Source organism: Actinacidiphila rubida (assembly GCF_900110255.1).
Classification (GTDB): domain Bacteria; phylum Actinomycetota; class Actinomycetes; order Streptomycetales; family Streptomycetaceae; genus Actinacidiphila; species Actinacidiphila rubida.
In genome coordinates this window covers 85,219-102,643 of sequence record NZ_FODD01000009.1, presented here as the reverse complement: position 1 = coordinate 102,643, position 17,425 = coordinate 85,219, and the positions used below count along the sequence as shown (strand labels likewise).

Here is a 17,425-nt window from a genome sequence, read left to right as displayed (position 1 = left end):
GGCACGGGTCAGGCGCGGCCGTGGACCTTCTGGGAGCGGCGTGAGAGCGAGTCGAGGATGACGGCGCCGAGCAGGACCCCGCCGGTGACCATGTACTGCACGGCGGTCTGCAGGCCGATCAGGACCATGCCGGACGCGATCGACTGGATGACGAGGATGCCCAGTAGCGCCGACCAGGTGGTGCCGCGCCCGCCGAAGAGGCTGACGCCGCCGATGATGGCGGCGGCGATCGCGTTGATCAGCAGGGTGGTGGAGCCCGACGTCTGTCCCACCGAGGCGACGCGCGACGTCAGGAACAGGCCGCCGATCGCGGCCAGGGTCCCGGACATCGCGAAGGCGGAGACACGGGTCCAGACCACGTTGATACCCGAGCGGCGGGCGGCTTCGGCGTCTCCGCCGATGGCGAGGATCCGCCTGCCGTAGGTGGTGCGCCGCAGGACGAAGTCCAGGCCGACGACGAACGCGAGGAAGACCAGGAGGGCGAGGGGCACGCCCCTGAAGTCCTCCAGGACCCATGCGGCCGCGAACGAGGGGACCGCGATGCCGGCGGTGCGCTCGGCGATCTCCCACATCGGCAGGGCGGCCATGCCGGCACGAGTGCGCGCGCGGTTGTCCCGGTAGGTCATGACGAAGTAGATGCCCGTGCCCAGCGCCGCCAGGCCGTAGGCGAGCACCGCGCTGTGGAGGTAGCGGCCGCTGAGCTCGGCGACCAGACCGTGGTTGCCGAGGTCGATGGTCCCGCTGGCTCCCAGCACGTAGAGCATCAGGCCGTTCCACGCCAGCAGCCCCGCCAGGGTGACGACGAACGCCGGGACGCCGACGCGCGCGAAGAGGAACCCCTGAAGGCTGCCGATGGCGGCCCCGGTGAGCAGGGCCGAGACGATGGCGAGCCATTCGGGCACGCCGTGGTTGACGTACATCACCGCGAAGATCGCCGCCGTGAGTCCGCTGACGGAACCGACCGACAGGTCCACCTCGCCCAGGAGCAGGACGAACACGATGCCGACGGCGACCAGGCCGGGGCCGACGATGTCCACGCAGATGTCCGAGAGGTTGCGCGGGGACAGGAAGTTGTGGTTCAGGCTCTGGAAGACGATCCACGTCACGAGCAGGGAGACGACGACGGGGAGCGCGCCGAGTCTGCCGCTGCGCAGCCGGTCGCGCAGCGAGCGGAGGCCGCGGCGCAGCCCCGGCCGGCCGGGATCGCCCGGGCCGCCGCCCCGTCGGACGGCGGCCCGGGTGGCCTCGGCCGGGCGACCGGCCGCCTTGGCGCCCCCGGCGTCCCCGGGGGCGTCCGCGCCTTTCACAGCATGTCCTCCCAAGGCTTGGTCGTGCGCTGCGTCACGGCGTTGTCGGTGGCGCCGGTGATGGAGGAGACGATCTGCTCGTGCGTCGTGGAGGGCACGTCGAAGAAGCCGTTGTTGCGGCCGTGCCGCAGCACCGCGGCCTGGTCGGCGACGGCCTTGACGTCACCGAGGTTGTGGCTGATCAGCATGATCGCGGTGCCGCGGTCCCGGAGACGGTCGATCAGGTCGAGGAACTGCGCGGTCTGCTCGATCCCCAGGGCGGCGGTGGGCTCGTCGAGGACGAGCAGTTCAGGACGGCTGAGGATGGCGCGGCCGATGGCCACCGACTGGCGCTGTCCCGCGGAGAGCGTGGCGACGGGGACCCGCACGCTGGGCGGGTGCTTGGCCAGGATCGCCAGCGGTTCCAGTTCGAGGGCCCGGCGTTCCATCGCGATCTCGTCCAGGACGCCCGCCCGGGTGATCTCGTGGCCGAGGAAGAGGTTGCCCACCACGTCGAGGTTCTCGCACAGCGCGAGGTCCTGGTACACGCCGGCGATGCCCAGCTCCTGGGCGTCGCGGGGGCGCTGGATCCGTACCGGCCGCCCTCGCCACTCGATGACGCCCGCGTCGGCGGGCCCCACTCCGGTGATCGCTTTGAGCAGCGTGGACTTGCCCGCGCCGTTGTCGCCGACGAGCGCGACGACCTGGCCGGCGTGGATCTCCAGCTCGATGTCGGTGAGCGCCTGGACGGCCCCGAAACGCTTGCAGATTCCGTGCAGGGCCAGCACGGGTGCGCCTGACACGTGAATCACCTCCCGCCGGTCACCGACTCGCCTTACGTCGCCTGGCCGTGCCCCCGTCGGCACGCGGCGCACCCGCGCGGTTCAGCCGGTGAGTCCGGCGTCCCGGCAGGCGGACAGGTACGTCGGTGTGCATATCTGCTGGACCGTGTAGACACCCGCGTCCACGATGGTCTGCTTGACGTTGCTCCGGTTCACCGCGACCGGAGTGCCCAGATAGGCCGGTATGTCCTTGTCGGTGCCGTTGCTGATCCGCTGCTTGGCGATGGCGTCGATCGACGTGCCGCGGGCCAGGGCCACGGCCATCCCGGCGGCCGCGTCGGCCTCGGCCGAGAAGGACTTGTGGACCGTGACGGCCTGCTCACCGCCGACGACGCGCCGCACCGCGGCCAGGTCGGCGTCCTGGCCGGTGACGGGGGGCTGCGGCCTGACGTCCTCGGCCTTCAGCGCGGTGACGATGCCGGTCGCGAGGCCGTCGTTGGCCGAGTAGACGCCGTCGAACCCGTGCGGGCCCAGCTTGGCGACCGCGGCGAGCGTGTTGGTGAACGCGTTCTGCGGGATCCACCCGGTGGTGTTGTACGAGGCGACGATCCGCGCTTTGCCCTGGAACACCGACAGCGCGCCCTTCCGCAGGGCTTTGGCGTTCGGGTCGGTGGGTTCGCCGTTCATCATGACGATCCGGGGCTGGCGCGCGCCGTGTCCGAGAGACGCCAGCAGTCCCTGGGCCTGCAGCCGCCCGATCGCCACGGAGTCGTAGCCGGAGTAGGCCGACAGCGGACCGTCGGCGAGGCGGTCGTAGGAGACCACCGGTACGCCGCTCTGCCGGGCCTGCCTGACCGAGGGGGCCAGGGCCCTGCTCTCGACCGGGGCCAGGATGAGCGCCCGCACACCGTTGGCGATCATGGAGTTCACCTGCGACTGCTGAATGGCGACGTCGCCCGAGGCGTTGGCGTACCGCACCGTGCAGGTGCGGCACAGTTGCCTGATGCGCTGTTCGATCAGCGGCTTGTCGGACCTCGTCCAGCGCGGCGTGTGCGTGTCGGGCAGCAGCACGCCGATGGTGAGGCCTCCGCCGGCAGGGGTCCCGCGGTGGGCCACCGCGGCCGTGCCGTGCGGGGCGAACACGACGACCAGGCTCGCCACCAGGGCGGCGACCAGTCCGCGGCTCCGTCCGCTCCTCGTCATCGCCACGACGCTTCCCTGCCCGTCCCGGTGCCGTCGCGCTGGGGCGGGAGTTCGATCTCGCCCCACACCTGTTTGCCGCCGCTGACCGGCACCGAGCCCCAGGCGGCGCAGACGGCCTCCACCAGGAGGATGCCGCGGCCCCCGGTGGCCTCCCAGTCGATCCCCGTGGGCTTGACGGGGGCACGGGGCGAGGAGTCGCTGACCGCGACCCGCATCCGTTCCCCGGCGAGCATGAGGTTCAGGTGGACCTCGCCGCTGGTGTGCGTCATGGCGTTGGTGACCAGTTCGGAGACGACCAGGAGGATCGCGTCCGTCTCCCGCGTCTCGTGCCAGGACCGCAGGGTGCGCGCGGTGAAACGGCGGGCGTGCATCACGGCGTCCGGCAGCCGCCACACCGACCAGCTCGCCCGCCGCGGCCGGACGGGCAGCCCGTCGTAGCGCAGCAGCAGAAGGGCCACGTCGTCCTCGCGCCGCTCGGTGGTGCCGAGCAGTTCGTCGGCGGTCCGGTCGGCCGCGGCCGGATCGGCGGCCGCCAGCACCCGGCGCACCCGCTGCACGCCTTCCTCCAGGTGGAGCTTCGAGGATTCGACCAGACCGTCGGTGAACAGGGCCAGGACGCTCCCCGGGGTCATACCGAGATTGGTCATCGGGAAGTCGGCGTCCGCGATGACGCCGAGGGGCGGCCCGCCCTCGGCCTCGACCTCGCGCGTGCCGCCGTCCGGCGCCCGCAGCACCGGCTGCGGGTGGCCGGCCCGGACCACCCAGGCGTCGCCGTCCTCGACGTCGAGGGCGACGTAGCAGCAGGTGGCGAAGGCCTCGGTGTCGAGACCGATGAGCAGGCGGTTCGCGTGGGACATCACCACGTCCGGCGGGTGTCCCTCCACGGCGTAGGCACGGATCCCGGTACGGATCTGGCCCATGATCGTGGCGGCCTCCGCACTGTGGCCCTGCACGTCGCCGATGACCAGGGCGACGGACCTGTCGGACACCGGGATCACGTCGTACCAGTCGCCGCCCACGGCGAGCCCCGTCGTCGCCGGCAGGTACCGGGCGACCGCCGTGCCGCCGGGCAGGACCGGAAGGGTGCGGGGCAGCAGGCTCCGCTGCAGTATCGAGGTGAACTCGTTCTCGGCGTCGTGGGAACGGGCACGGGCCAGCGCGTGCCCGACCAGTCCCGCGGCGGAGGTCAGGAGCGCGCGTTCCCCGCCGCTGAACTCGTGCGGCTCGTCCCAGCCCAGCAGGCAGACTCCGGCCATCCGCCCGTCGGCGGGGAGCGGCAGGACCGCCAGCCCTCCCCGCCCGGCCTCGGCAAGTCCGGGCTCCAGGCCGGTGCTGGACGCCCACAGGCGGGTGCGGCCCTGGGTCAGCACGCCGTGCAGGGTGGGCAGGTCGCCCGGCGACGTGTCGGGCCACTCCGAGTGCCACTGCGAGCGCCAGGTCCCCCACACCGCGGGCCCTTGGGGCTCCATTTCGGTGACCACCAGCCGCCCGGCGTGCAACTCGGCGAGGACCAGGGTGTCGGCTCCCAGAGGGTCCCGCAGTGCGGTCACCACGGCATGGCTGACGTCGCGGACCGTCGCCGACGCCGCGAGGGCGACGGAGAGCTTGGGGACCCCGGACGCCTCGGCCCCGGCCGGCCGCAGATGCGACGCCTCCGCGATCACCCCCAGCAGCCGGCAGGTCCTTCCCGCGTCGTCGGTCAGCACCCGGCACCGCAGACGCAGCAGGCGGAGCCCGCCGCCGGGCCGGCGCACCCGGAAGTCCAGGTCCTGGCTCCCGTGCCGGCTCGCGCTCGGCTCGAGAACCGACATCAGGGCGGGAAGATCCTCCAGGACGGTCTGGGCCAGCACGGTCTCCACGCGCCCGTCGAAGCGCTCCTCCCGCAGGCCCAGGAGGTCCAGCGCCTGCCGGTCCGCCTCGATCCGCCCCGTGACCGGCGACAGGGTGAACGAGCCCATGCGCCCGAGGTCCAGCAAGGGGCCGTCCGGCCGCGCGCCCGGCTCGGGGACGGCGGCGGTTTCCGTGTCGGTGCCGGTGCCGGTGCCGGGAACGGCGGCGGCGGCGGCGGCGAAGGTTTCGGTGTCGCCGAACGCACGCTCGGTCTCCATCCTCGCGGCGACCTGGTCGGCGTACAGCTCGAGAAAGGTGCGCCGCTCGATGTCGGCCCCGTCGGCTCCGCCGGCCGCGTCTGCTCCCCGTGCTCCCTGTGCTCCGTCGGCTCCGTCGGCTGAGTCCCGGCCTGCCGCTCTGACGACCAGGCATCCCAGGAGCGTGTCACCGGCGGCCAGCGGCACGGCTCCCAGCCACTCGCCCACGGCCCCCGGGGTGTCCGCGGAGCCGGACGCCCCGGCGGTCCTCGAGTCCAGGACCGCAGGACCGCCGGCCTGGGCGGTGGCGGGCCACACGAGCCGACCGGTGCGAAAGGCCTCGGCCACTGCCGAGCGGCCGGACGTCGGGTAGCTGGCCGGAAAACCGGCGCCGTCCCCCGGCTCCTCCTCCACCGCCTCGCTCAGGCGCAGCTGCCCGGACTGGCCGTCCGGCACATAGACGGCGGCTGCGGCCGCCCCTCTGAAGACCATGCCCTCCTCCGCCGTACTTCCCGGTGTCCCCTGCAGCCGTCGGACGATGGTGCGCCAGGTCCCGCGGTCCTCCTGAGCGCCGGGGCCACTGGCTCTCGTAGCACTGGATCGGCTGACAGTTCCGACACCGACAAACACATTAGATACCCTATTGTCCGCAAATGTCTCCCACTCCGCGCTGAGGGCCACGGAGGTGATCATGTCGCTGAGGCGAGCGGGTCGCAGCCGGCCGGCGCCGGTGAGCCGGCGGGTCCGGCCGGCGTGCCTCCCGGGCCGGGGGCCTCGTGTCACCGCGTGGGCAGGGGGCCTCGCGGGTCGGGTCCCTCCCAGTACTCGGGGCCGAGGGTGTCCTTCAGCAGGGCGTACATCCTCTTTCTGAAGTGGGCGGTCACCAGCCACGGGCGGGTGAAGATGCGGAGCTCCGCGACTTCGCCCTCGTCGTCGAGCGTGAACACCTCGACGAGTTGCTGCACATGGCGGTCCACGTACTCGTCGATCACCACCGCGAACCCCGCTCGGCCCTCGATGCCGAGAACGGCACGAACCTTGAGGTCGGTGAAACTCCGCGCCGCCGCTTCGAGGACGGGCCCGACGACGGCCTTCCCCGTCGGCTCCTCGCTCAGGATCGGGGAGTACAGGATGACGTCCTGCGCCAGCGGCGGGACGGCCGGATGGTCGACCCATACCGGTACCGGCCCCTCGGGCACGTACGGTCCGGCCCCGAGGTCCGGGTCCGCGAGAGCGGGGTCCAGCTTCGCGATGTCCTCGCGCAGCGCGGCCATGAACGGCCACGGCCGGCCGTAGACGTCGATCGTGGCGATCAGACCCGCGGCGTTGTACCGGGCCAGCGCGACGATCTCCGCCGATCGCCCGTCGGGGCCGGCGCTGTGGACGACCCCCTCCACCTCGTCCCCCTTCAGCCGGGCCGTGGCCTCCGGCCCGGCGAGCGCCCGATGATAGGTACCGAGAGCGGCCGACACCGCGTCGCGACCGGTGATGCGCGGTGCGGCCAGCGGAGTCGCGAGCGAGACGTCCTCGGCGAGCGCCGTCGGCGCCTGTCCGGACAGTGCGGCGGTCAGCTGATCCGGCATCGCATGCTCCTCGTGGTCGCGATCAGGGGCGGCCAGGGCGCTTCGGGGAAGGCCCTGGCGCGGGATCAGAACGCTTCCATCATGACCATGGAGAGCGGCACGGCGCCTGCCGGAAGGCTCCGGCACCGTGCCGCCGTCGCCGCGGGGTGGTCCGGGTCCGGTCCGGTCGGCGCGCGGTGAACCTGCGTCGTTCCGGCCGGACGGTCGTCGTCCGGAGGTAGCCTGGGCGGGCTGCTCCGAGCAGGCCCTGATGCCACGGCGCGGGGTCCGGCGAGGTCGGCGGGCACACGGTTGGGAGCCAGGATGCCGGAATCCCCGGACGGGGAGCGCGCCCCGCGGAGCACGTTCATGCTGATCTTTCGCGGGGGCGCCGTCTCGCAGCACGATCTGTCACCGTCGGATCTTCAGGCCCACGTCGAGAAGTGGCACCGCTGGTCCGACGCGCTGGCCCGGCAGGGCCGGCGCACCACCGGGACCGCGCTCGGCGCCCCGGGCGCCGCGGTCCGGGGCCGCGACCGCGTGGTGACCGACGGCCCCTACGCGGAGTCGAAGGACCTGGTGACCGGCAGCATGCTCTTCGAGGCCGACTCCCTGGAAGACGCCGTCGATGTGGCGCGGACGTGCCCGACGTACGAGTTCGGCGGATCGGTCGAGGTGCGGCCGGTCCAGGATCCGCGGACCTGAGGATGGTGGACGGAGCCCCGGCCGCGGCGTCGTCCGCGGAGCTGGTCGAGGACCTGTTCCGGAAGGAGTACGCGCACCTCGTCAGCGCGCTGACCAGGTTCCTGGGTCCGTCCCACATCCCGCTCGCCGAGGACGTCGTCCACGATGCGCTGGTCAGCGCCATGCACGCCTGGCGTTTCGGGGTGCCCGAGGACCCGAAGGCGTGGCTCGTGCGCGTGGCCCACAACCGGGCGGTCGACATCATCCGCCGCGAACGGCGCCACCGCTCGTTCCTGCCCGAGCTGGCGACGATGACGGCGCTGACCGCCTCGATCGAGGCGGCACTGGCCCCTGCCGCGGAGAGCGCCCACCAGCTGGCGATGATGTTCGCGGTGTGCGACCCCCGCCTGAACCGCGAGACGCACGTGACCATGATCCTGCGGTGGCTGTGCGGTCTGTCGCCCAAGGAGATCGGCCGGGCGTTCCTGGTCGACACCCCGACCATCGACCGGCGGCTGCACCGGGGCCGCGGCCGGCTGCGTCAGCTGGGCCGGTTGCCCGACGTGGCGGACCTGCCCGACATCGACACCCGGCGGGACTCCGTCTTGCACGCGCTGTACCTGCTGTTCAACGAGGGCTACCACGGCAGCGACCCGGACGACCCGGTGCGTCCGTTCCTGTGCGAGGACGCGCTGCGTCTGACCGAGCTGCTGCTGGGCGCCGAAGCGACGGCGCGGCCGGAGGTGCACGCCCTGGCCGCCTTGTTCTGCTTCGGCGCCGCGCGGCTGCCGACGCGCCTGGACGAGGACGGTGTGTTCGTGCCCCTGGAGGACCAGGACCGCGGCCGGTGGGACCCGGCCCGCATCGAGCGCGGTCTGGTGCACCTGGCCCGCTCGGCCGCCGGGGACCACCTGTCCCCCTGGCACCTGGAGGCCGGCATCGCCTGCGAGCACGCGATCGCGCCGTCGGTCCGCGCGACCGACTGGGACCGGATCGCCGGCTTCTACCAGCTCCTCGCCGAGCAGGCCTGGAGCCCGGTCGTGGCGCTGAACCGCGGGCTGGCCCTGGCCGAGCGGGACGGCGTCGACGCCGGCCGCCGCGAGCTCATCGCCCTGGCCGGGGAGCCGAAGCTGTCCCGTTACCCCTTCTACTGGGCGGCCCGCGCCGACCTGGAACGGCGGGCCGGCTGCCACGCCGCCGCCCGGGAGAACTACGCGCGCGCCGTCGCGCTGTCCCGGAGCCCGGCCGAGCGCGTGTCCTTCGAGCGGCGGATCGCGAGCCTGGAAATCTCCTAGGGCGTGTCCGGTTCCGGCGCCCGCCGTTCGTCGTCCTGGTGAAGGCACCAGCCAGGAGGAGAACATGAACGCTCTACTCGACGCCGCCGTCGCCGCGCACGGCGGCCTGAACCGCTGGAACCAGGTCACGTCGATCACCGTCGACGCCTCCGTCACGGGGGCCCTGTGGTCGCTGAAGGGCCAGGACGACGCGCTCAAGGACGTGCGCCTCGACGTGGACACCACCCGGGAGCGGCTGACGATCGACTTCCCCGGCCAGGACAGGCAGGCGGTCTTCGAGCCCCGCCGAGTCGTCCTGCAACGCCGTGACGGCACGCTCATCGACACGCGCGACGACCCGGAGACGTCGTTCGGGGGCCATCAGCTCCAGACCCCGTGGGACGACATCCATCTCGCCTACTTCGCCGGGGAAGCACTGTGGACGTACCTGAACACGCCGTTCCTCTACACCCTTCCGGGCTTCACCACCGAGGAGATCGCCCCCGTGGAGGCCGACGGTGAAACGTGGCGGCGGCTCCTCGTGACGTTCCCCGACCACATCAGGAGCCACACCCGCCGGCAGATCTCCTGCTTCGGCCCGGACGGACTGCTGCGCCGCCACGACTTCACGGTCGACGTCCTCGGCGGGGCGACGGGGCTGCTCTACGCCACCGGCTACCGCGACGTCGACGGCATCGTCATCCCCACCACGCGACGCGGCTACGCCTGGCAGGGCGACTACGAGCGCGTCCCGGAGCCGCTGCTGGTCGCCATCGACATGGGCGACATCACCGTCCGGCGACCTCGGGCGGCCGGCTGACGGCCCTTCCGTTCCGGGCCGCGACGGGGGGTGGGGCAGGGCAACGCGTCACGGGGGGCGGTCACGGAGGGCGGTCACGGGGGGCGGCCCGAACGGCGCGAAACCGCTCTTTCGGTCGGTACGGAGGGTGAACTAGCGTAAGCCTGGGGTTAGTTGCCTATGGCATCTAGTGCTGAGGGCACCTACCTCGTACGCCTCGGGTACCGCTTCGGCACCTTCCGTACCGCCTCGGAGGAGAGTTTCACCCATGGCCAGCGCCTTACAGCCGTCCACGTCCGCCCCCCTCACCGTTCCCGCGGCCCGCGGGGCCTGCCCCTTCGATCCACCGCCGGCCTACGAACAGGCCCGCGGGGAACGGGCGCTGGTCCGCGTCCGGCTGTGGGACGGCTCGCCCTGCTGGATGGCCACCCGCCACGCCGACATCCGCACGGTCCTGCGCGACCGGGGTTTCAGCGCCGACGCGACCCGGCCGGGCTTCCCGTTCCTCTCCGCGGGCCGGCAGGCCCTGACCCTGGACCGCCCCACGTTCATCCGCATGGACGACCCCGGCCACGCCCGGCTGCGGAGGATGCTCACCGCCGACTTCATGATCCGCAAGGTGGCCGCGCTGCGCCCGGCGGTGCGCGCGCTGGCCGACGACCTGCTCGACCGGATGACGGCCCGCCCGGAGCGCACCGCCGACCTGGTCGCGGACTTCGCGCTGCCCCTGCCGTCGGTCGTCATCTGCCTGCTGCTGGGCGTCCCCTACTCCGAGCACGCGTTCTTCCAGCGGTGCAGCAGCACCATGCTGCGGACCGACGCGACACCGGAGGAGGTGAGCACCGCCCAGAGCGAGCTGCTGGAGTTCCTGGCCGGGCTGGCGGCCGCCAAGCGGTCCGCGCCGGACGACGGGATCATCAGCCGGCTGGTGGCCCGGGACGAGCTCGACGACGACGAGATCGCGTCGATGGGCCGGCTGCTGCTGGTGGCCGGGCACGAGACCACGGCCAACATGACGTCGCTGTCGGTGCTGGCGCTGCTGCGTGATCCGCGGCAGGCCGGGCAGCTGCGGCGGGCGGCCCGTCAGGACGAGGCGGGCGACCCGGCGGCGCTGGACACGGCCGTCGAGGAGCTGCTGCGCTACCTGACCGTCGTCCACAGCGGGCTGGCCCGCGTCGCCCTGGAGGACGTGGAGGTCGGCGGCACGCTGGTACGGGCCGGCGAGGGGGTGCTGTGCATGCTCGGGGCGGGCAACCGGGACGAGCACGCCTTCCCCGAGAGCGGCCTCCTGGACCTCGAACGGCCGGATGCCCGGCGGCACTTGGCCTTCGGCTTCGGCGTCCACCAGTGCCTGGGCCAACCGCTGGCCCGGCTGGAGCTGCGGGTCGCGCTTCCGGCGGTGCTGGACCGGCTGCCGGACCTGCGGCTGGCCGTCCCCTTCGAGGACCTGCGGTTCCGGCACGAGATGGCCGTCTACGGCGTCCACGAGCTGCCGGTGGCCTGGTGACGGCCGGCCGACCCGCCGCCCCCGGGTCCGCCGCAGCGACCCGCCCGGACCCCGCCCTGCGGGTGGGCGTCGACCAGGACCGGTGCTGCGGCTCGGGGATGTGCGTGCTCAACGCTCCCGGGGTCTTCGACCAGCGCGACGAGGACGGCATCGTGGTGCTGCTCGACGCGCGGCCTCCCGAAGGGCGTCGGCGTGAGGTCCGCGACGCCGAGTCCGGCTGCCCGTCCCAGGCGATCGAGGTGACCGAGGAGTAGCGGCCGGCGGTGACCGCGGGCGGGGGTGCCCGCGGTCACCGGCGGCCGAGGACCGCCTGGTGCGGTGCCTGGGCTGAGCGCGCTCAGGCCAGGGCGAACTTCTGGGCGGCGGAGCCGTTGCAGTCCCAGATCTGCAGCCGCGTGCCGTTGGCGGTGCCGCCCGACGGCGAGTCGATGCACCGGCCCGAGGTCGGGTTGGTCATCGATCCGTCGGCGTTGGCGACCCAGTTCTGGTAGCCACCGCCGTTGCACGTGGCGAGCTGGAGCGGCGTGCCCGCGGCACTGTTGCCGCCGGCGATGTCCAGGCACCTGCCCAGCGTGCGCAGGGTCTGGCCGTTCCAGGTCCACTTCTGGTCGAGCGACGTCGCCTGCTGGCAGTCCCACAGCTGGACCGCGGTGCCGTCGCCGCCGGTGTCGTCACCCGCCACGTCCACGCACTTGCCGCCCGGACCGTAGATCGGGGTGCCGATGGCGAACTGCTGGGCCCCGGAGCTGTTGCAGTCCCAGATCTGCAGCCGCGTGCCGTTGGCGGTGCCGCCCGACGGCGAGTCGATGCACCGGCCCGAGGTCGGGTTGCGCAGCGAACCGTCGGGCTGCCGCACCCAGTTCTGGTAGCCACCGCTGTTGCACGTGGCGAGCTGGAGCGGCGTCCCTGCGGCACTGTTGCCGCCGGCGACGTCCAGGCACTTGCCGAGCGTCTGCAGTGTCTGGCCGTTCCATGTCCAGTGCTGGTCCTTGGCGCCCGCCTGGCAGTCCCACAGCTGGACCGCGGTGCCGTCGCCACCGGTGTCGTCACCCGCCACGTCCACGCACTTGCCACCGGGACCGGTGATCGTCTGGCCGGTGACCGCACCACCACCGCCGCCTCCGGAGCCGGGGCCCTTGTTGTAGACGGCGACCGAGTCGACGACGAGTCTGCCGCCGGAGACCGTGGCCGCGTTCGGGCCGCCGCCGAAGGCGTCGGGGAAGCCGCCGCCCATGGCCAGGTCGTAGATGATGAAGAACGGGTGGTCCACCGCGTTGGCCCAGGTGGTCGCGTCCACCTGGTTGGCGCTGACGGTGAAGAAGTTGTTCCCGTCGAGGTAGAACCTGATCTGCTCCGGCGACACCGAGCGATCGATCTCCGTCGCGTAGTCGTGGAAGCCCGTCTGGCAGCCCGGACAGGCGCGTTCACCCGAACCGATGCCGGTCGACTCGTTGCACGGCCCGCCCGGGCTCACGCCGCAGTGCAGGGTGCTGAAGTCGGAGCTGCGGCCGTTGATGTCCTCCATGACGTCGATCTCGCCGGAGGCCGGCCAGGTCACACCGCTGCGCAGCGGCGCGCCGAGCATCCAGAAGGCCGGCCAGTAGCCGGCGCCGTTGGCGGTCGTGACGTCGGGCTGCTGCAGCACGGACTCGATGCGGACGACTCCGCCGGCCGGGGCCCCGAACGTCGCCGCCTGGGTCTCCACCCGCCCGGAGGTCCACCCCGCGCGCGGGTCGGAGCCGGAGTGGTTGGCCTGGAGCACCAGATGGCCCTGGCCGTCGTAGAAGACGTTCGACGTGCTGTTCGTCATGGTCTCGATCTCGCCGGTGCCGAAGGTGCTTCCCGGCCCGGTGTCGTACTTCCACAGGTTCTGGTCGATGCCGGTCCCCGACGCACCGTTGAAGTCGTCGCTCCAGGTGAGGGTGAAGCCCGAGGGCGGCGCGGGCACGGTCGCCTCGGCGCTCCCCGCGGCGACGACGGTCGCCGCCAGCGTCGCCGCGACGACGGAAAGCACCGAGAGCGCTCTCATCCCTACGCGGCGGCGCCGCCCTGCAAGGTTCAGGTGCATACGTCTGACCTCCGAAGAAGGGCACGATGGTGTGTCTGTGCGCTGCGCACCCTCCGTCGGCCTCGACCCGTCGGGAGCGGTGCGCTCGGCCTTACGCGAACTGCCGGAACGGGTGGGCGGTGCCGTTGGGGTCGAGCGGGACGGGGTGGGCGCGGAACCTGCGGTCGGCGCTCGCGGGCCGGTCGTGGCCGGAGACGCCCGCCGCCGTCACGGTGGGCGGAACTCCCCCCGCCCCGGCGGGGGCGGGGAACGCGGGCGAGCAGTGCACCGGCGCGGCAGCGTGCGCGTCCGCCGCGGCCGGGAGGGAACGTCGGGGAACCACAGGGGCCCTCCCCTGGAGATGGGAGTTCGTCAACAGGTGACGATGTGGGGGGTGTTGTTCCGTGTGCGATTCTGCGCGGGCGAACCTATTGGACTGAACCAATGCCGTCAAGGTCCCCAACCGCCGCTTCCGTCGCGGCCGTACCGCCGCTGGGGGCCGGCGCCGTCAGGCCGGCAGTCATGCCGGCGCCGTCAGCCCGCGCGGACGCCCTCGATGAACCGGCCCGCGATGTCGACGCGTTCCTCGACGGTGGCGGGCGACTGCCCCAGGTCCATGAAGAGTTCGTGGACGCCGGCTTCGGCCGCGGCCCGCGCGTAGGCGATGTACTGGTCGAGGGTGCCGGCCGAGGGCATCTGCTCCGGCTCGGTCCTCGCTTCGGTCAGCGTCGGGTTCACCCGCAGCGCCATCCGCAGCTCGGCGCCGTCCCGGCCGGCCCTGTCCGCCTCGTCCCGGATGGTCGACCACAGGCCCGCGAGGTGCGTGAGCGGCATGCCCACCGGCAGCCAGCCGGCGGCCCGCCGCGCCAGCCGCCGGATGCCGGCGGGGGTGAACGCCGCCAGCAGGACGGGCGGGCCCGGGCGCTGGTGCGGCTTCAGCCCGACGACGGTCTCCGGGACGGTGAACAACGGCCCCTGGTGGCTGAACTCGTCGCTGGTCCAGTACTTCTCCAGGACGTCGAGCGTCTCGTCGAGGCGGGCACCCCTGCCCTCCCAGGGCACACCGACGGCGGTGTACTCCTCCGGCATCCATCCGAGGCCCAGTCCCACGTCCAGGCGCCCGGCGCTGAGCACGTCGAGGGTGGTCAGCGCGCGGGCGAGGACGACCGGCGGGTACCACAGGGCGTTGAGCGTGCTGGTGCCGAGCCGGACGCGGCCCGTGTGGGCGGCCGCGAGGGTCAGGGTCATCAGGGGGTCCATGAAGTTCTCGTAGTGCCGCGGCATCACCGGGTCCTTGCCCGGATAGGGCACGCTCGGCCGGCGGGGTGCCAGGACCCGGTCCCCGGTCCACAGCGAGTCGTATCCCAGGTCCTCGGCGGTACGGCTGACCTTGATGATCCCGTCCGCGTGGGCTTCGGTGCCGAAGGCCGGAAGCGCAAGGCCCAGTCGCATGTGTGGTCCTCCAAAGGGGGTGGGGAACTCGTCGGCCGCGGGTTTCACCGGTTACCGCCTGACGTCGTACACGCGGTTGGTGGGCGTCTCCACCGCGAGCCTCCACCGGCGCAGGCCGGCTTCGGCCGCGATCCTCTCCAGGGCCTGGCCGGAGTGGTTGCCCAGGGCGTGCGGGCCGTTCTGGGCCAGGGCCGTCGGCAGGCACAGAACGGCGGAGGTGGACGCGAAGGAGCGGCCTGCCGGATGGATGTTACCGTCCGGCTCGGCCGACGCGTTCGGCTCGACGACCAGGCAACTCCCGTCCGTGGACAGAGACTTCTCGGCACGCCGCAGAGCCGCACCGGGATCCCCGAGATCGTGGAGGCAGTCGAAGAACGTGACGAGGTCGTAGCCCCCTCCGGGGAGGGGGATGCCGTCCGCGGCGGAGACCTCGAACGTCACCCGGTCGTCCACACCCGCCTCGGCCGCCAGCCGCCGGGCCGCTTCGACGGACGTCTCGTGGAAGTCGAAGCCGTGGAAACGGGACCGCGGGAAGGCCCTGGCCATCAGGACGGTGGAGTGCCCGAAGCCGCACCCCACGTCCGCGACCGACGCGCCCTGCCGCAGCTTGGCCTCGACCCCCTCCATGGCCGGCAGCCACTCGGAGACGAGGACCGCCTCGTATCCCGGCCGGAAGAACGCGGCCACGCCCTCGGCCAGTTCGGGCCCGTACTCCTGCCAGCCCACGCCGCCGCCGGTCAGGTAGGCGCGCGCCAGCGCCTCCTCGGCGCCGTAGAGGGCCCTGAGCATCGTGAAGCCCCCGCCGACGTACGTCGGCTGCGAGGAGTCGGCGAGGACGGCCGCGTGCTCGTCCGGGAGGACGTACGTGCCCGGCTCCGGGTCGTACAGCACGTAGCCGCCCGCGACCTGGGCCGCCAGCCATTCCCGGACGTACCGTTCGGCGACTCCCGTCCTCGTGGCCAGCTCGGCGCAGGTGAGGGTGCCCGCTCCGGACATGGCCCGGTACATCCCGAGGCGTATCCCCAACGAGGTCGACACCCCCGCGAAGGCGGCTGCCTGGTCGGCGACCACCCGTTCGAGGAACTCCATGACGCGCTTCTCGTCCGGCATGTGCTCACCTTTCTCTGTGTGTTGTCCTGCGGATATGTCAGGGCGAGTGGGGCGGCTGCGGCGGGTGGCCGACCGCCCTGCCCGGGCCGCGCTTCGGCCGGCGGAGTGCCGGCACCGTCACGCGGCGGGGCGTGGGGGAAGGACCGCTCGTGCCTCCGACGAGCGGCGGGCGAGATGAGCGCACAGGGCGGCGAGGACCGACACCGCGGCGACGACCCACGTGGCGACGCTCAGGGCCCGCCCCGAGGCGGCACTCGCCGCGGGCAGGGCCACCCGGCTCAGGAACAGGGTGCCGATCACCGAGACGCCCAGCACCTGGCCGAGTTGGATGACGGTGTTCATCAGCCCGCTGGCGTCCGCGGCGTCGGCCGCGCCGACCCGGCCGAGCGCCAGGCCGAACAGCGGACCGTAGGCGACGCCGGAGCTGAGCCCGACCACGGCCAGTGCGGTCTCCACGGCCACGCCGGCCTGCCCGCCGCCGCGCTGCAGCAGTGCAAGTCCCCCGTAGCCGAGCGCGGTGGCGAGCAGTCCGGCCACGGGCAGCGCGGGGTGCAGCCAGGCCGGCAGACGCCGCCAGTACAGCCCGCCCAGCCCGAACGCGACGACCAGCGGCACGAACAGCAGCCCCGCGCGCTCCGGGCCGTAGCGCAGCGCGCCCTGGAAGTGGAGGGCGCAGACGAACAGGAAGCCGGAGAACGTCACCAGCACCAGGCAGATCGCCGCCGCGGCCGGCACCAGCCCCGGGGAGCGCAGCACCCGGCCTTCGATCAGCGGGTCGCCCCCGCGGGCGGCGAGACGGCGCTCGAACCGGACGAAGGCCGCGAAGGCGGCGGCCGAGGCCGCCAGCATGGCCCAGGTCCAGGCGGGCCAGCCCGTCTCGTGGCCCAGGACGAGCGGGGTGACCAGCAGGGCGAGGGCGGCGGCGAGCAGCAGCAGACCGGGCAGGTCGAGCCGCCGCGCGCGGGTGCCCTCGACCGCGGGAAGCAGGCGGCGGCCGGCGGCCAGCAGGACCCCGCCGACGGGCACGTTGACCAGGAAGACCGCCCGCCAGCCGCTGCCGAACAGGTCGGCGCCGACCAGCACGCCGCCCAGGATCTGCCCGACGACGGCGCCGGCTGCCAGCACGGCGGTGTAGACGCCCAGCGCCCGGACCCGGGACGGGCCGGTGAGCGAGTGCTGGATGAGCGACATGACCTGCGGCACCAGCAGTGCCGCGCCGGTTCCCTGGACGAGCCGGAAACCGATCAGCCAGCCGGCGCCGGGGGCCAGGCCGCAGGCGAGGGACGCGGCGGTGAACAGGGCGGTGCCGGTGAGGAAGAGCCGCCCGTACCCGTGCCGGCCGCCCAGGCGGGCGCTGCTGATCAGCAGGACCGCGTAGACGACCGTGTAGCCGGCGACGATCACCTGGAGGGCGGGCCCCGAGGCGTGCAGGTCCCGCTGGATGGTGCGGGCGGCGACGTTCACGATGGAGACGTCCAGCGTGGCCATGAACTGGCCGGTCAGAACGAGGGGGAGCAGCCCCCGGGGGCCCGGAGCGGCCGGGCTGTCCTGTCCCGTGGAGGCGGGTGTGCCGGCGGGGGCGCCTTGGGCGGCGGACACGCGGGAGGCGGCACTCGGCATGGCCGTGCGTTC

At 73.1% G+C, this 17,425-nt stretch carries 15 protein-coding genes; 5 read left to right on the top strand and 10 right to left on the bottom strand.

Annotation, left to right across the window (positions count from 1 at the left end; translation table 11 throughout):
• Positions 1 to 8: 8 nt before the first annotated feature.
• The 5 genes from BMW99_RS11380 to BMW99_RS11360 form a co-directional block, all read right to left on the bottom strand.
• A complete protein-coding gene (locus BMW99_RS11380; protein ID WP_069463764.1) occupies positions 9 to 1,307 on the bottom strand; it encodes a sugar ABC transporter permease in 1,299 nt (432 codons plus the stop codon).
• Positions 1,304 to 2,098 carry an ATP-binding cassette domain-containing protein gene (locus BMW99_RS11375; protein ID WP_075016730.1) on the bottom strand — a complete coding sequence of 265 codons (795 nt, stop codon included), beginning with the start codon at positions 2,096 to 2,098 and terminating at the stop codon, positions 1,304 to 1,306. Before BMW99_RS11375 ends, BMW99_RS11380 begins: the two co-directional genes overlap by 4 nt.
• Before the next feature lie 72 nt (positions 2,099 to 2,170).
• Positions 2,171 to 3,271 (bottom strand): sugar ABC transporter substrate-binding protein, encoded by a 1,101-nt coding sequence (locus BMW99_RS11370; RefSeq protein WP_069463767.1) that lies wholly within the window; start codon positions 3,269 to 3,271, stop codon positions 2,171 to 2,173.
• Positions 3,268 to 5,850, bottom strand: a complete 2,583-nt coding sequence (locus BMW99_RS11365; RefSeq protein WP_075016729.1) for an ATP-binding SpoIIE family protein phosphatase — start codon at positions 5,848 to 5,850, stop codon at positions 3,268 to 3,270. Before BMW99_RS11365 ends, BMW99_RS11370 begins: the two co-directional genes overlap by 4 nt.
• Positions 5,851 to 6,137: 287 nt before the next feature.
• A complete protein-coding gene (locus tag BMW99_RS11360) occupies positions 6,138 to 6,941 on the bottom strand; it encodes a hypothetical protein (RefSeq protein WP_069465456.1) in 804 nt (267 codons plus the stop codon).
• 348 nt (positions 6,942 to 7,289) lie between these two features.
• Here BMW99_RS11360 and BMW99_RS11355 point away from each other — a divergent pair, with 348 nt between their 5' ends.
• From BMW99_RS11355 to BMW99_RS11335, 5 genes are all read left to right on the top strand, one after another.
• Complete coding sequence (locus BMW99_RS11355; RefSeq protein WP_069465457.1) at positions 7,290 to 7,625, top strand: YciI family protein; 336 nt, start codon at positions 7,290 to 7,292, stop codon at positions 7,623 to 7,625.
• 2 nt (positions 7,626 to 7,627) lie between these two features.
• A complete protein-coding gene (locus BMW99_RS11350; protein ID WP_069465458.1) occupies positions 7,628 to 8,899 on the top strand; it encodes an RNA polymerase sigma factor in 1,272 nt (423 codons plus the stop codon).
• A gap of 64 nt (positions 8,900 to 8,963) precedes the next feature.
• Entirely contained in the window at positions 8,964 to 9,698 is a 735-nt protein-coding gene (locus tag BMW99_RS11345) for a hypothetical protein (RefSeq protein WP_069465459.1), read from the top strand.
• 247 nt (positions 9,699 to 9,945) lie between these two features.
• Positions 9,946 to 11,184 carry a cytochrome P450 gene (locus tag BMW99_RS11340; RefSeq protein ID WP_069466021.1) on the top strand — a complete coding sequence of 413 codons (1,239 nt, stop codon included), beginning with the start codon at positions 9,946 to 9,948 and terminating at the stop codon, positions 11,182 to 11,184.
• 56 nt (positions 11,185 to 11,240) lie between these two features.
• On the top strand, positions 11,241 to 11,438 hold the full coding sequence (locus tag BMW99_RS11335) for a ferredoxin (RefSeq protein ID WP_069466102.1): 198 nt from the start codon (positions 11,241 to 11,243) through the stop codon (positions 11,436 to 11,438).
• 83 nt (positions 11,439 to 11,521) lie between these two features.
• Here BMW99_RS11335 and BMW99_RS11330 read toward each other — a convergent pair whose 3' ends face one another.
• From BMW99_RS11330 to BMW99_RS11315, 5 genes are all read right to left on the bottom strand, one after another.
• Positions 11,522 to 13,198: a ricin-type beta-trefoil lectin domain protein gene (locus tag BMW99_RS11330; RefSeq protein WP_245791369.1), complete on the bottom strand. Its 1,677-nt coding sequence runs from the start codon at positions 13,196 to 13,198 to the stop codon at positions 11,522 to 11,524.
• Between the two features lie 145 nt (positions 13,199 to 13,343).
• Positions 13,344 to 13,574 carry a hypothetical protein gene (locus BMW99_RS40680; protein ID WP_141726110.1) on the bottom strand — a complete coding sequence of 77 codons (231 nt, stop codon included), beginning with the start codon at positions 13,572 to 13,574 and terminating at the stop codon, positions 13,344 to 13,346.
• Positions 13,575 to 13,765: 191 nt separating this feature from the next.
• Positions 13,766 to 14,683 carry a TIGR03619 family F420-dependent LLM class oxidoreductase gene (locus BMW99_RS11325; RefSeq protein ID WP_069463357.1) on the bottom strand — a complete coding sequence of 306 codons (918 nt, stop codon included), beginning with the start codon at positions 14,681 to 14,683 and terminating at the stop codon, positions 13,766 to 13,768.
• Between the two features lie 51 nt (positions 14,684 to 14,734).
• Entirely contained in the window at positions 14,735 to 15,793 is a 1,059-nt protein-coding gene (locus BMW99_RS11320; protein ID WP_069463356.1) for a class I SAM-dependent methyltransferase, read from the bottom strand.
• Between the two features lie 117 nt (positions 15,794 to 15,910).
• A complete protein-coding gene (locus tag BMW99_RS11315; protein WP_079138379.1) occupies positions 15,911 to 17,413 on the bottom strand; it encodes an MFS transporter in 1,503 nt (500 codons plus the stop codon).
• Positions 17,414 to 17,425 lie beyond the last annotated feature (12 nt).